Genomic DNA, 14,021 nt, shown 5'->3' with positions numbered 1-14,021 from the left:
TAAAAAAGGTCCGGCAAGCGGACCTTTTTTAGTGCGATCGGAACGTCAGGATCAGATCTTTTTGAAGATCAGAGAACCGTTGGTACCGCCAAAGCCGAAGGAGTTACACAGGGTATACTCCATTCCGCTAACCTGGCGCGCTTCGTGAGGAACGAAGTCCAGATCGCAACCTTCATCCGGGTTATCCAGGTTGATGGTTGGTGGAACAGCCTGATCGCGCAGCGCAAGGATGGAGTAGATTGACTCTACTGCACCCGCCGCACCCAGCAGGTGACCGGTCATGGATTTCGTGGAGCTCACCAGTACGCGGCTGGCAGACTCGCCGAAGATAGACTTAACCGCCTGAGCTTCCGCTTTATCGCCTGCAGGTGTAGATGTGCCGTGCGCGTTGACGTAACCAATCTGAGCCGGGGTAATACCCGCATCACGGATCGCGTTTTCCATCGCCAGCGCAGCACCTGCACCGTTCTCCGGAGGAGACGTCATGTGATACGCATCGCTGCTCATACCAAAGCCAACGACTTCAGCATAAATTTTCGCACCGCGTTTTTTCGCGTGTTCGTACTCTTCCAGTACGATCATGCCCGCACCGTCGCCCAGCACGAAGCCATCACGGTCTTTATCCCACGGACGGCTTGCCGCCTGTGGATTATCGTTGCGGGTAGAGAGCGCACGGGCCGCGCCGAAACCGCCGACACCCAGTGGGGTACTGGCTTTTTCAGCACCGCCGGCAACCATAGCATCTGCATCGCCGTACGCAATAATGCGCGCGGCCTGGCCGATGTTATGTACGCCAGACGTACAGGCGGTGGCGATAGAAATGCTTGGCCCACGCAGGCCGAACATGATGGTCAGGTGACCTGCCACCATATTAACAATCGTGGACGGAACGAAGAACGGACTGATCTTACGCGGGCCGCCATTCATCAGGGATGTATGGTTTTCCTCGATCAGGCCAAGACCGCCAATCCCGGAGCCGATAGCGGCGCCGATACGGGTTGCGTTCTCTTCCGTAATCACAAGGCCAGAATCCTGCATGGCCTGAACGCCAGCGACAATTCCATATTGAATGAAGGCATCCATCTTGCGCTGCTCTTTGCGCGAGATGATCTCTTCACAGTTAAAATCCTTTACTAAGCCAGCAAATTTCGTTGCATAGGCGCTAGTATCGAAATGGTCGATTAGGCTGATGCCGCTCTGACCGGCAAGGAGAGCTTTCCAGGTGGACTCTACGGTATTGCCGACAGGAGACAACATGCCAAGTCCGGTCACAACTACACGACGCTTAGACACGTTTGTCCTCCAGGGAGGGATAAAAAAAGAGATTCGTGGGACTAAAAAGATAAAACTCAGGCGGTCGAATGACCGCCTGGAGATGTTCACTTACGCCTGGTGACCGTTGATGTAATCAATGGCAGCCTGAACGGTGGTGATCTTCTCAGCTTCTTCGTCCGGAATCTCAGTATCAAACTCTTCTTCCAGAGCCATTACCAGCTCAACGGTGTCAAGAGAATCTGCGCCCAGGTCTTCAACGAAGGAAGCGGAGTTCACAACTTCTTCCTGCTTAACGCCCAGCTGTTCGCCGATAATTTTCTTAACGCGTTCTTCGATAGTGCTCATACTCTTAAATTTCCTATCAAAACTCGCTTTCGCGATGGTTTTCGTAGTGTATAAAATGTTGAAAAATTTGCAACTAAATCCCGGCAGTTCTTACCACGATTTTACGTTATTTTGAGGCCATTCGCCCTAATAACGCAAATATTTTTCATCGTGGTTAAACCATATACATCCCGCCGTTGACGTGGAGGGTCTCACCAGTGATGTAACCCGCTTCGTCAGAGGCTAAAAATGCAACCGCACTGGCGATTTCTTTAGGGTCGCCAAGACGACCCGCCGGAACTGCCGCCAGCGTACCCGCACGCTGCTCATCAGTCAGCGCACGCGTCATGTCCGTTTCAATAAAGCCCGGAGCAACAACGTTTACCGTAATACCGCGGGACGCGACTTCACGCGCCAGCGACTTACTGAAACCAATCAGACCGGCTTTCGCCGCAGCGTAGTTAGCCTGACCAGCATTTCCCATGGTACCAACCACAGAACCGACAGTGATAATACGACCATGACGCTTTTTCATCATAGCGCGCATTACCGCTTTTGACAGACGGAATACAGATGACAGGTTGGTTTCGATAATATCGTTCCACTCGTCGTCTTTCATTCGCATTAACAGGTTATCGCGAGTGATCCCGGCGTTGTTTACCAGAATATCCACTTCGCCAAACTCTGCGCGAATATTTTCCAGAACAGATTCGATAGATGCAGGTTCGGTCACATTCAGTACCAGACCTTTACCGTTTGCACCCAGATATTCACTGATAGCCTGAGCGCCATTCTCGCTGGTTGCTGTCCCAATCACCTTCGCGCCGCGCGCAACCAGTGTTTCAGCAATTGCACGCCCGATACCGCGGCTTGCGCCAGTGACCAGGGCAATTTTTCCTTCAAAACTCATGGTATTCCTCTTTTATTGCGAGAGTGCCGCTGACATCGCTTCCGGCTCGTTAATCGCCGAGGCTGTCAGGGTGTCAACAATACGTTTTGTCAGACCGGTGAGGACTTTTCCTGGGCCGACTTCATACAGATGCTCAACGCCCTGAGAGGCCATAAACTCAACGGTTTTGGTCCACTGTACCGGGCTGTAGAGCTGGCGAACCAGCGCGTCGCGGATAGCTTCCGGCGCGGTTTCGCATTTCACATCGACGTTGTTCACAACGGAAATCGTCGGTGCGTTAAACGTAATTTTTTCCAGCTCAACCGCCAGTTTCTCGGCAGCGGGCTTCATCAGCGCACAGTGAGACGGCACGCTGACCGGCAGCGGCAGCGCACGTTTGGCACCCGCCGCTTTACAGGCTGCACCGGCACGCTCAACCGCTTCTTTATGACCGGCGATAACCACCTGGCCCGGCGAGTTGAAGTTAACCGGAGAGACAACCTGACCTTCAGCAGACTCTTCACACGCTTTTGCAATCGCGGCATCATCCAGACCGATGATAGCTGACATGCCGCCCGTGCCTTCTGGCACTGCTTCCTGCATGAATTTACCGCGCAGTTCCACCAGACGTACCGCGTCAGCAAACGCGATCACACCGGCACAGACCAGGGCTGAGTATTCACCCAGGCTATGTCCTGCGAGCAGCGCGGGCGCTTTACCGCCCTGCTGCTGCCAGACACGCCACAGCGCAACGGACGCGGTCAGCAGCGCGGGCTGGGTCTGCCAGGTTTTGTTCAGCTCTTCGGCAGGACCCTGCTGGGTCAGCGCCCATAAATCATAACCCAGTGCATCAGAAGCTTCACGGAAAGTCTCTTCAATGACCGGATAGGTTGCTGCCATTTCAGACAACATCCCAACGGTTTGAGAGCCCTGCCCCGGGAACACAAAAGCAAATTGCGTCATTTTTTATTCCTTATCCTAGAAACGAACCAGCGCGGAACCCCAGGTGAACCCGCCACCGAAGGCTTCAAGCAAGACCAGTTGGCCCCGTTTGATTCGCCCGTCGCGTACCGCTTCATCAAATGCGCACGGTACTGACGCCGCAGAGGTGTTGCCGTGACGATCCAGCGTCACCACAACGTTATCCATCGACATGCCCAGCTTTTTCGCGGTTGCGCTGATGATACGCAGGTTCGCCTGATGCGGCACCAGCCAGTCGAGCGCGGAGCGTTCAAGGTTATTCGCTTCCAGCGTTTCATCAACGATGTGCGCAAGCTCAGTCACCGCCACCTTGAAGACCTCGTTCCCTGCCATCGTCAGGTAAATCGAGTTGTCCGGATTTACGCGATCGGCGTTAGGCAGGGTCAACAGTTCGCCATAGCTGCCGTCAGCATGCAGATGCGTAGAGATGATACCCGGCTCTTCGGACTGCCCCAGCAGCACCGCACCCGCACCATCACCAAAAATAATGATCGTTCCGCGATCGGTCGGATCGCAGGTACGCGCCAGCACGTCAGCACCGATTACCAGCGCATATTTAACGGCACCGGACTTCACATACTGATCGGCTACGCTCAGCGCATAGGTAAAACCTGCGCATGCGGCAGCGACGTCAAACGCCGGGCAGCCCTTAATGCCGAGCATGTTTTGCACCTGGCACGCCGCGCTTGGGAAAGCATGCGTGGCAGACGTCGTGGCCACCACGATCAAACCGATCTGTTCTTTATCAATGCCCGCCATTTCGATAGCACGCTGTGCGGCTTCGTAACCCATGGTCGACACGGTTTCGTCTGGCGCGGCAATACGACGTTCACGGATACCTGTGCGCGTGACAATCCACTCGTCAGACGTATCTACCATTTTTTCCAGATCGGCGTTGGTACGCACCTGTTTTGGCAGGTAGCTGCCGGTACCTAAAATCTTCGTATACATGTACGCTCAGTCACTTTTAGCTAATACAGATCCCAGGCGAGCGGCAATCCGCTGAGGGACTTGTCGCTGCACCGCCTGCACTGCCTGTTCAATCGCGACAGCAAATGCTCGCTGATTGGCGGCACCATGACTCTTAATCACGATGCCGCGCAATCCTAACAGACAGGCGCCATTATACTGGTCGGGGTTGAGGTGACTGAATCGCCGCGTCAGGCTCTTTTGTAACCAACGCTTCAATAAAATCAGCCACCAGGCGCTTTTTTTGCCCTCTCCCTGTGATTTCAGCAGAGAAAGAAACATCCGCACGACCCCTTCCATGGTTTTCAACGTCACGTTCCCGGTGAAGCCATCGCACACCAGAACATCCGTTTTACCCGTCAACAACTCATTGGCTTCGAGATAACCAATATAGTTGATGGAGGGAACCTGTTTGAGCAATTCAGCTGCTTCGCGAATGCTGTCCAGGCCTTTGGTCTCTTCTTCACCAATGTTCAGTAACGCAACACGGGGAGTGTTGATCCCGACCACTTCTTCTGCCAGCACCGATCCCATGACGGCAAACTGAGCCAGCATTGTACTATCACAATCGACGTTCGCGCCCAAATCGAGCACTACCGTCTTGCCCTTCTGCTGATGCGGCAAAACCGTCACCAGCGCCGGACGCTCAATACCGTCAATCGGTTTGAGCAATAATTTCGACAGCCCCATCAGCGCGCCGGTATTTCCCGCGCTAACGCAAGCCTGGGCTCGACCTTCTTTCACCAGCTCCAGCGCTATCCGCATCGAGCTGCCGCGGCTATTACGAATCGCCTGCGAGGGTCGGGCATCACTGGCAATAACTGACTGCGCAGGAATAATCTGCAGACGTGAACGTTGTTCAAAGTCAGCTTTTGCAAGTAATGGCGTGATTGTGTCGGGATTGCCGACTAAAAGAAGAGTGAGTTGCGAATTAGAATTCAGTGCCTGCAATGCTGCAGGCACTGTCACGGAAGGGCCAAAATCTCCCCCCATGACATCTAACGCCAGGGTTAGACGTGTCAAGGTATCGTCGCAGCCTGGTTCGGTAAGTTCCCCGTTTGCACGGGGAGCTCCTCACTAAGCCTAATCACGCTGACGCGTGATTACTTAGTGATAACCTTGCGGCCGCGGTAGAAACCGTCAGCGGTGATGTGGTGACGCAGGTGTTTCTCACCAGAAGTCTTGTCTACAGACAGGCTGGTAACTGCAGTCAGCGCGTCATGGGAACGACGCATGCCACGTTTGGAACGGGTTGGTTTATTCTGTTGTACGGCCATGGACCTTACTCCTCAATTACTTACGCTTTAAGCTGGCTAATACGGCAAATGGGTTTGGTTTTTGCGCTTCATCAGGCAGTTCCCCAAAGACCATGTCCGCCTCGGACACTTCACAGTGTTCAGAATCATGCACCGGAACCACTGGCAAGGTGAGGATGATTTCATCTTCAACCAGAGCCAGAAGATCGATTTCACCGAATTCGTTAACCTCAATCGGCTCATACGCTTCCGGGAGTGCTTCAGCCTGTTCGTCAGAACGAACCGGACTGAAACAATACGTTGTGTGAACATGCTGTACAAACGGTTTCCCGCAACGCTGACACTCGAGCGTTACCGTCACCTTTGCATCACCGGTTAAAACGGCGAGACGCTGGTTGTCGATAGCGAACGACATGGAGCATTCTACATCACTGTCCACACTGACTACGGATTCGGCAATACGCTCAGCCTGATCGGAAGTATAGATACCTTCGTAATCGAGGCGTTTTTGAGCCGTACGAACCGGATCAAGAGTCAGGGGTAATTTTACCTTTTGCATAGGGCGCGCATATTAACTTTGTAACGTCATAGAGTCAAAGAAAAAGGCAACCAGAGCTGCCTTTTGCCAATTATTCGCACACATTGCGGCCTGTAGTTTAAAATGGCTGGCATCGATACGCTATATCTGGTGATAAAAATATGCCAAATCTCGTCCTTGCTTCCACGTCTCCCTACCGCCGAATGCTACTGGAAAAGCTCGGGATCCCGTTTGAATGCGCCGCGCCAGAGGTGGATGAGACGCCACAGCCGGGCGAGTCACCGCGCCATCTGGTGACGCGTCTTGCTAAGGAGAAGGCGCAATCGCTGGCCACACGCTATCCTTCGCATTTGATTATAGGCTCCGATCAGGTTTGCGTGCTGGACGGCGAAGTCACCGGCAAGCCCCATACTGAGGAAAATGCCTGCCAGCAGCTTCTGCGTGCCCGCGGTACTATCGTGACCTTCTATACGGGCCTGGCGCTCTATAACTCCGCGTCAGGCCATCTGCAAACCGAGTGTGAGCCGTTCGACGTACACTTCCGTCATCTCAGCGAACAAGAGATTATGGATTATGTGCGCCGTGAGCGACCGCTGAACTGCGCGGGGAGCTTTAAAAGTGAAGGATTGGGGATTGCGCTGTTCGACAAGCTGGACGGTCGCGATCCCAACACCCTGGTGGGGTTACCGCTGATTGCATTGTGTCAGATGTTACGGCGAGAAGAGTGTAATCCGCTGATCATGTGACTTTTGCCCAGCGGCGCTTCGCTTGCATGGGCCTACGGGTTTTGTAGGCCGGGTAAGCGCAGCGCCGCCGGGCAAAATCAGCCGCGCAGAACCTTAAGACAGCGTTTCAGCTGCTCATCCAGCGGCGCTTCAATACGGATCACTTCACCGGTATTCGGATGGGTAAACTTCAGCGCTGCCGCATGCAGGAACAGACGCGACAGCCCGGTCCCCGCCAGCTGCTTATCAAACTCGCGGTCGCCATAGCGGTCATCAAAGGCGATGGGGTGCCCTGCAAACTGCGTATGCACGCGGATCTGGTGGGTACGACCGGTCACCGGACTGCAGCGCACCAGCGTGGCAAACTCATAGCGCTCTTCAACCTTAAAGCGCGTCTCAGACGGTTTCCCTTCCTGGCTCACGCGGACAATACGCTCACCGCTTTGCAGAATGTTCTTCAGCAGCGGCGCCTGCACCACTTTTACATGGGACTGCCACTGGCCGCGCACCAGCGCCAGATAGTCTTTCTGCATCCCTTTTTCACGCAGCTGTTCATGCAGCGAACGCAGCGCGGAACGCTTTTTCGCCACCAGCAGTACGCCTGAAGTGTCGCGGTCAAGACGGTGCACCAGCTCAAGGAAGCGCGCTTCCGGACGCAGGGCACGCAGCCCTTCAATCACGCCGAAGCTCAGACCGCTACCGCCATGGACTGCCGTTCCTGACGGTTTATTCAACACCAGAATATGGTCGTCTTCGTAAAGGATGACATCGCTCAGGGCCGCCACTTTCTGCAGCTTCGGTGAAACGGTCTCTTCTTCACGCTCTGCCACGCGCACCGGCGGAATACGGACTTCGTCACCGGCTTCGAGTTTATACTCAGGCTTCACGCGTTTTTTGTTAACCCGCACCTCGCCCTTACGCAGGATGCGATAAATCATGCTCTTTGGCACCCCTTTCAGCTGGGTACGCAAAAAGTTATCGATACGTTGCCCCGCTTCATCGTCGGCGATGGCAACCATTTTTACGGCTGGAGTCTCTGTTTTCATGGTTGGCGATTCTAAATATCGACAGCCATTAGCGCCACTCATTTTTCTATGCTTATATTTACTTTTATCCGGCCTGTCCCCCGTTTCGCGCAACCGATTTGGTGGTTATTAAACCAATCGCCATTCTGAAGTGAAGAAACTGTGAGTAACCGGGTGATAATTGGTAAAAGTCATCTTGCTATAACCCGGCGAGCAGTGGAATAATGAGGCTGTTTTCCGTGTTAAATCCTGGTTAAGTAAGGATGTTGACGGAATGACCAATTTTGTCTGACCGATCATCCACGCAGCAATGGCGTAAGACGTATTGATCTTTCAGGCAGTTAGCGGGCTGCGGGTTGCAGTACTTCCCGGTATAAGGATTGTTCTCTGGAGAGTTCTACCCAGGCAATTCCCCTGATAATTGCGCTGTGTTTCCGTATGAAATACAGGCAACCGACACTCTGCGCCTCTTAAGCGAGCGACAACCGTGAGGTTGGCGACGTGAACAGACACGAGGCCATCGGTTCATACCCCGGAAAGCGTCACCTTGCCCGCAGCTTTGTCGTCAATGTAAGAATAACGAGTAAGTTACGATGAAAAGAATGTTAATCAACGCAACTCAGCAAGAAGAGTTGCGTGTCGCCCTTGTGGATGGGCAGCGCCTGTACGATCTGGATATCGAAAGTCCTGGACACGAACAGAAAAAAGCGAACATTTACAAAGGTAAAATCACCCGCATTGAACCAAGCCTTGAAGCTGCATTTGTCGATTACGGTGCTGAGCGTCATGGTTTCCTCCCTCTGAAAGAAATCGCCCGCGAATATTTCCCTGCAAACTACAACGCCCATGGCCGACCAAACATCAAAGATGTTCTGCGTGAAGGTCAGGAAGTTATCGTTCAGATTGATAAAGAAGAGCGTGGCAACAAAGGCGCCGCACTGACTACCTTTATCAGCCTGGCAGGGAGCTATCTGGTGCTGATGCCTAACAACCCGCGTGCGGGTGGCATCTCTCGCCGTATCGAAGGTGATGACCGTACCGAACTGAAAGAAGCGCTGGCAAGCCTTGAACTGCCTGATGGCATGGGGCTTATCGTGCGTACCGCGGGCGTCGGCAAATCCGCCGAAGCGCTGCAGTGGGACCTGAGCTTCCGTCTGAAGCACTGGGAAGCCATCCAGAAAGCAGCGGAAAGCCGCCCTGCTCCGTTCCTGATCCACCAGGAAAGCAACGTGATCGTGCGTGCCTTCCGTGACTACCTGCGTCAGGACATCGGTGAGATTCTGATCGATAACCCGAAAGTGCTTGAGCTGGCGCGCCAGCACATCGCCGCGCTGGGTCGTCCGGATTTCACCAGCAAAATTAAACTGTACACCGGTGAAATCCCGCTGTTCAGCCACTATCAGATCGAATCCCAGATTGAATCCGCCTTCCAGCGTGAAGTGCGCCTGCCGTCCGGCGGTTCTATCGTTATCGATACCACTGAAGCGCTGACCGCTATCGACATCAACTCCGCTCGCGCAACGCGCGGTGGCGATATCGAAGAGACCGCCTTCAACACCAATCTTGAAGCCGCTGATGAAATCGCCCGCCAGCTCCGCCTGCGCGACCTGGGCGGTCTGATTGTTATCGACTTCATCGACATGACCCCTGTTCGCCACCAGCGTGCGGTAGAAAACCGTCTGCGCGAAGCGGTACGTCAGGATCGTGCGCGAATCCAGATTAGCCATATCTCACGCTTCGGCCTGCTGGAGATGTCCCGTCAGCGTCTGAGCCCGTCGCTGGGTGAGTCCAGCCATCACGTCTGCCCACGCTGCTCCGGCACCGGTACCGTGCGTGATAACGAATCGCTGTCCCTCTCGATTCTGCGTCTAATTGAAGAAGAAGCGCTGAAAGAGAATACCAAAGAGGTTCACGCGATTGTTCCTGTGCCAATTGCCTCTTACCTGCTGAACGAAAAACGTGCAGCGGTCAGTGCGATTGAAGCGCGTCAGGGTGGCGTTCGCTGCATCATCGTGCCAAACGATCAGATGGAAACCCCGCACTATCACGTGCTGCGTGTCCGTAAAGGCGAAGAGACGTCAACGCTCAGCTACCTGCTGCCGAAGCTGCACGAAGAAGAGATGGCCCTGCCTTCAGATGAAGAGCCAGCAGAGCGTAAACTGCCAGAGCAGCCTGCGTTAGCCACCTTCATCATGCCAGAAGCCCCACCGGAAGCAGCCCTGGAAAAACCAGCGGCCAAACCTGCGGCGCAGAAACCAGAAGCAACGGCAGCGAAAGCCCAGCCGGCACAGCCGGGTCTGCTGAGCCGCTTCTTCGGCGCGCTGAAGAAGATGTTTGCCGGTGAGGAAGTTCAGCCAGAGCAGCCGAAAGAAGAGCCAAAAGCGGCCAAGCCTGAACGTCAGCAGGACCGCCGTAAGCGTCAGAACAACCGCCGCGACCGTAATGACCGTAGCGATCGTAATGACCGCAGCGAGCGTCGTGACAACCGTGACAACCGCTCTGAGAACAACGAAGGCCGTGAGCAACGCGAAGACAATCGTCGCAACCGTCGCGAGAAACAGCAGCAGAATGTTGAAGATCGTGAAATTCGCCAGCAGGCGGGCGATGAGTCTGAGAAGAGCAAACAGCGTGACGACCAGCAGCCGCGCCGTGAACGCAACCGTCGCCGTAACGACGAGAAGCGTCAGGCACAGCAGGAAGTCAAAAACCTGAACCGCGAAGAGCCTGTTGAACAGCAGGACGGCGAGCAGGAAGAACGTACTCAGGTCATGCCGCGTCGTAAGCAGCGCCAGCTTGCTCAGAAAGTCCGCTTCGCCTCCGAAGCAACCGAAGAGTCAGCAATCGTCGCGGTTGAAAGCCGCGAGAGCGCAACCGGCACGCAGCTGGCAAAAGTTGACCTGCCAGCGGTCGTTGATAACAACGTTGAGCAGGATGAAAACGGTGAAAACCGTGATAACGCCGGCATGCCGCGCCGTTCACGTCGTTCCCCACGTCATCTGCGCGTCAGCGGTCAGCGCCGTCGCCGCTATCGTGACGAGCGTTACCCGACTCAGTCGCCAATGCCGCTGACCATTGCCTGTGCTTCGCCAGAAATGGCTTCCGGCAAAGTCTGGATCCGCTACCCGGTAGCGCGTCCGGAGCAGGTTGTTGAAGAACAGCCAGTTGCTGAAGAGGTCATTGCACCTGCGGTAGCGGTAGAAGACGTTGTGACTGAAGCGGCAACCGTGGTTGAACCTGAGGTTGTTGAAGCGGAAGCACCTCAGGCAGCTGATGTCGAAACCACGCATCCGGAAGTGATTGCCGCGCCGGTTGATGCCGCACCGCAGCTTATTGCTGAAGAAGATGTGGTGGTGGCTGAGGAAATCGCTGAAGAAGCTGCACCTGTAGCCGCCGTGGAAGACACCGCTGAAGCCATCGTCGAAACGACCACTGAAGAAATCGTTCAGGACGTTGAGATTGAGGTTGAACCGGTTGTTGAAGAACCGAAAGCGCCTGAAGTGAAACCTGAGCCGATTGTCTCTGCACCAGCCGCTGCCCACGTGGCGACAGCACCGATGACCCGCGCTCCGGCGCCGGATTACGTGCCAGAAGCACCGCGTCACAGCGACTGGGTTCGTCCGGCTTTCAGCTTCGACGGTAAAGGCGCAGCCGGTGGTCACAGTGCAACGCATCAGGCGACTGCACCCGCGACGCGTCCACAGTCTGTCGAATAACGACAAACAACGCTGAAAGTAAAAAGCCGACCTTAGGGTCGGCTTTTTTTATGGCTGCTGAACGGGCTTCCTCATTCCGGTCACCTCCGGCATGACCTGCCGCATCAGCTCAAGAAAACGCCGCAAGCGTGCCGGATAATAACGGGACCAGGGATAGACCAGATGCACCGGTAGCGCCGCTGGCTGCCACTCCGGCAGCAAATGCACCAGCCGTCCTTCCCGAATATCATCCTGTACCGTCCAGCTTGATACGACCGCGACACCGAGCCCGGTCAGTGCCGTATTGCGTGCAACATACAGGCTGTCGGTGCTGAGGCGTGGCGTAATAGCAATCCGCGCGGTGGCGGGCGAGTCATCGTGAAATAGCTCCACGTGGCGCTGGTAGAAAGAGCTGATGGCTATCCAGGGAAACTGCTGCAAATCCTCCGGCGTATTCACCGCCGGGAAGCGGGCCAGCAGCGCTGGCGCGGCCACCACCGAGCGAGGCACTTCCGCCAGCAGCACGGATACGGTCGCCGGATCAACCTCCACACCCACCCGAATAGCGCAGTCAAGATTGTCACCGAGAAAATCTGCCGACCGATCGTTGAGCATCCACTCAATCGAAAGCTGGGGATAGCGTTGCAAAAATTCGGTTACAGGTTTCAGAAGCTGGTCCTGACCAAACGCGTGGGGAGCGCGCACCCGCAGCACGCCTACCGGCTCATCTTCCGTCTGCCCCACCTCATCTTCCAGCGCCAGCCAGCTGTCGATCACCCGACGGGCGTGCTGATAGCAGCGCTCGCCGTCATCCGTTAGCCGCGTCGTGTGGGTGGTGCGCAACATCAGGCGCACGCCCAGCATGGTTTCAAGCGACTGCAACCGTCGGCTTACCGTGGCCTGGGTTGTCGCCAGCTGCCGTGCCGCCGCAGAGAGCGACCCCGCCTCGACAATGCGCACAAACGTCCGCATTAGCTCTACCCTGTCTATACGCTCAGCTCTTTTCATCGCATTTTCAGTTATACGTTTAACGTATAAGCGTTTTACCACCGGGCCCGCTACCGTCGCAAGGCGTACTGATAAAAAATAGCCGCACACGACGAATGAGGAACAACTTATGAACACAACAACAACTCCCCATGCTGTAAGCCGCTGGGTGATTTTTATGCTGGCTCTGGGGGCTGGCTTCAGCGTGGCATCAATCTATTACGCGCAGCCCCTGCTGCCGCTGATGGGTGCTGACCTGCATCTGAGCATTGAAGGTATGGGCCTGGTGCCAACATTAACGCAGGCAGGCTACGCGCTCGGCATCCTGTTCCTGCTTCCTCTGGGCGATCGCCACGACCGCAGGACGTTAATTCTGCTCAAAAGCGCGGCGCTGGCGCTGTTTCTTCTCGGCTGTAGCCTGACCGGGCAGATCCATTCTCTTCTGCTGGCAAGCCTGCTCATCGGCATGGCCGCCACCATGGCGCAGGATATCGTCCCCGCCGCGGCCATTCTCGCACCGGAAGGTAAACAGGGGAAAACCGTGGGCACGGTAATGACCGGCCTGCTGATGGGTATCTTATTATCCAGAACCGTAAGCGGCGTGGTGGGCGAAGCGTTCGGCTGGCGCGTCATGTACCAGTTGGCGGCGGCGAGCATCGCGTTCATCGGGGTGATGATGTGGTTTGTGCTTCCCCGTTTTGCCATTCACTCCACGCTGAGCTACCCCGCGCTGATGCGTTCGATGGAGCACCTGTGGCGTCGTTATCCGGCACTGCGCCGCGCGGCGCTGGCTCAGGGTTTCCTGTCGATTGCCTTTAGCGCCTTCTGGTCAACGCTTGCGGTCATGCTGCTGGAACGCTATCACCTGGGTAGTGCCGTCGCAGGTGGTTTCGGTATTGCCGGTGCCGCGGGTGCGTTAGCTGCCCCACTGGCGGGGGGGCTGGCGGACAAACTGGGGGCAGGAAAAGTCACGCAGCTTGGTGCCGTCCTTGTGACCGTCTCTTTCGCCCTGATGTTCCTGATGCCCGCATTGGGCGTTCATGGACAGCTGATGCTGATCGCCATCTCTGCCGTCGGGTTCGACCTGGGCCTGCAATCCAGCCTGGTCGCCCACCAGAACCTGGTGTACAGCCTAGAACCGCAGGCGCGTGGTCGTCTCAATGCCCTACTCTTTACGGTGGTCTTTATCGGGATGGCGCTGGGTTCCGCGTTAGGCAGCAATATCTACTCGCTGGCTGGCTGGACGGGCGTGGTCGCGCTGGCGACAGTCTGTGGGGTCATTGCGCTGGCAATCCGTCTGATAGAAAGCGCACGAGTCGCCTCCGCACCGGCGGAAGTTGCATAAAAAAAATGCCCAATC

At 55.6% G+C, this 14,021-nt stretch carries 13 protein-coding genes; 3 read left to right on the top strand and 10 right to left on the bottom strand.

The window, feature by feature from the left end; translation table 11 throughout:
• Positions 1-51 precede the first annotated feature (51 nt).
• The 8 genes from fabF to yceD all read right to left on the bottom strand — a co-directional run bounded on the left by fabF (position 52) and on the right by yceD (position 6,253).
• The gene (gene fabF, locus LJA86_RS04140) at positions 52-1,293 is read right to left on the bottom strand and encodes a beta-ketoacyl-ACP synthase II (protein ID WP_045910201.1); all 1,242 of its coding nucleotides are present in this window, start codon (positions 1,291-1,293) and stop codon (positions 52-54) included.
• Positions 1,294-1,383: 90 nt separating this feature from the next.
• Entirely contained in the window at positions 1,384-1,620 is a 237-nt protein-coding gene (gene acpP / locus LJA86_RS04135) for an acyl carrier protein (protein ID WP_003857954.1), read from the bottom strand.
• Between the two features lie 154 nt (positions 1,621-1,774).
• A complete protein-coding gene (fabG, locus tag LJA86_RS04130) occupies positions 1,775-2,509 on the bottom strand; it encodes a 3-oxoacyl-ACP reductase FabG (RefSeq protein ID WP_008500795.1) in 735 nt (244 codons plus the stop codon).
• A 12-nt stretch (positions 2,510-2,521) separates the two neighbouring features.
• On the bottom strand, positions 2,522-3,451 hold the full coding sequence (gene fabD / locus LJA86_RS04125; protein WP_045910200.1) for an ACP S-malonyltransferase: 930 nt from the start codon (positions 3,449-3,451) through the stop codon (positions 2,522-2,524).
• A 15-nt stretch (positions 3,452-3,466) separates the two neighbouring features.
• Entirely contained in the window at positions 3,467-4,420 is a 954-nt protein-coding gene (locus LJA86_RS04120) for a beta-ketoacyl-ACP synthase III (RefSeq protein ID WP_008500797.1), read from the bottom strand.
• Positions 4,421-4,426: 6 nt separating this feature from the next.
• The gene (gene plsX, locus LJA86_RS04115) at positions 4,427-5,461 is read right to left on the bottom strand and encodes a phosphate acyltransferase PlsX (RefSeq protein WP_063621375.1); all 1,035 of its coding nucleotides are present in this window, start codon (positions 5,459-5,461) and stop codon (positions 4,427-4,429) included.
• Between the two features lie 80 nt (positions 5,462-5,541).
• Complete coding sequence (gene rpmF / locus LJA86_RS04110; RefSeq protein WP_003857964.1) at positions 5,542-5,715, bottom strand: 50S ribosomal protein L32; 174 nt, start codon at positions 5,713-5,715, stop codon at positions 5,542-5,544.
• A gap of 16 nt (positions 5,716-5,731) precedes the next feature.
• Complete coding sequence (gene yceD / locus LJA86_RS04105; RefSeq protein ID WP_014883375.1) at positions 5,732-6,253, bottom strand: 23S rRNA accumulation protein YceD; 522 nt, start codon at positions 6,251-6,253, stop codon at positions 5,732-5,734.
• 140 nt (positions 6,254-6,393) lie between these two features.
• Here yceD and LJA86_RS04100 point away from each other — a divergent pair, with 140 nt between their 5' ends.
• On the top strand, positions 6,394-6,978 hold the full coding sequence (locus LJA86_RS04100) for a Maf family protein (RefSeq protein ID WP_229225676.1): 585 nt from the start codon (positions 6,394-6,396) through the stop codon (positions 6,976-6,978).
• Between the two features lie 77 nt (positions 6,979-7,055).
• Here the strand turns inward: LJA86_RS04100 and rluC are convergent, their stop codons facing one another.
• The gene (gene rluC, locus LJA86_RS04095) at positions 7,056-8,003 is read right to left on the bottom strand and encodes a 23S rRNA pseudouridine(955/2504/2580) synthase RluC (protein WP_048027428.1); all 948 of its coding nucleotides are present in this window, start codon (positions 8,001-8,003) and stop codon (positions 7,056-7,058) included.
• 572 nt (positions 8,004-8,575) lie between these two features.
• Here rluC and rne point away from each other — a divergent pair.
• On the top strand, positions 8,576-11,695 hold the full coding sequence (gene rne, locus LJA86_RS04090; protein WP_229225675.1) for a ribonuclease E: 3,120 nt from the start codon (positions 8,576-8,578) through the stop codon (positions 11,693-11,695).
• A gap of 48 nt (positions 11,696-11,743) precedes the next feature.
• Here rne and LJA86_RS04085 read toward each other — a convergent pair whose 3' ends face one another.
• Positions 11,744-12,646: a LysR family transcriptional regulator gene (locus LJA86_RS04085; RefSeq protein ID WP_395299968.1), complete on the bottom strand. Its 903-nt coding sequence runs from the start codon at positions 12,644-12,646 to the stop codon at positions 11,744-11,746.
• Between the two features lie 145 nt (positions 12,647-12,791).
• Here LJA86_RS04085 and LJA86_RS04080 point away from each other — a divergent pair, with 145 nt between their 5' ends.
• Complete coding sequence (locus tag LJA86_RS04080) at positions 12,792-14,006, top strand: MFS transporter (protein ID WP_229225674.1); 1,215 nt, start codon at positions 12,792-12,794, stop codon at positions 14,004-14,006.
• The last annotated feature ends 15 nt before the right edge of the window (positions 14,007-14,021 follow it).

This window comes from Enterobacter sp. TCD1-1 (assembly GCF_020567405.1).
Taxonomy (GTDB): Bacteria; Pseudomonadota; Gammaproteobacteria; order Enterobacterales; family Enterobacteriaceae; genus Enterobacter; species Enterobacter quasiroggenkampii.
Note: the sequence above shows the minus strand (reverse complement) of the source record. Positions and strands in the feature narration are given on the sequence as shown.

Excerpts from the sequence above, each read along its gene's own strand:
- acpP (WP_003857954.1), bottom strand. The coding sequence starts at position 1,620 with ATGAGCACTATCGAAGAACGCGTTAAGAAAATTATCGGCGAACAGCTG.
- fabG (WP_008500795.1), bottom strand. The coding sequence starts at position 2,509 with ATGAGTTTTGAAGGAAAAATTGCCCTGGTCACTGGCGCAAGCCGCGGT.
- fabD (WP_045910200.1), bottom strand. The coding sequence starts at position 3,451 with ATGACGCAATTTGCTTTTGTGTTCCCGGGGCAGGGCTCTCAAACCGTT.
- LJA86_RS04120 (WP_008500797.1), bottom strand. The coding sequence starts at position 4,420 with ATGTATACGAAGATTTTAGGTACCGGCAGCTACCTGCCAAAACAGGTG.
- rpmF (WP_003857964.1), bottom strand. The coding sequence starts at position 5,715 with ATGGCCGTACAACAGAATAAACCAACCCGTTCCAAACGTGGCATGCGT.
- yceD (WP_014883375.1), bottom strand. The coding sequence starts at position 6,253 with ATGCAAAAGGTAAAATTACCCCTGACTCTTGATCCGGTTCGTACGGCT.
- LJA86_RS04100 (WP_229225676.1), top strand. The coding sequence starts at position 6,394 with ATGCCAAATCTCGTCCTTGCTTCCACGTCTCCCTACCGCCGAATGCTA.
- rluC (WP_048027428.1), bottom strand. The coding sequence starts at position 8,003 with ATGAAAACAGAGACTCCAGCCGTAAAAATGGTTGCCATCGCCGACGAT.
- rne (WP_229225675.1), top strand. The coding sequence starts at position 8,576 with ATGAAAAGAATGTTAATCAACGCAACTCAGCAAGAAGAGTTGCGTGTC.
- LJA86_RS04085 (WP_395299968.1), bottom strand. The coding sequence starts at position 12,646 with ATGCGGACGTTTGTGCGCATTGTCGAGGCGGGGTCGCTCTCTGCGGCG.
- LJA86_RS04080 (WP_229225674.1), top strand. The coding sequence starts at position 12,792 with ATGAACACAACAACAACTCCCCATGCTGTAAGCCGCTGGGTGATTTTT.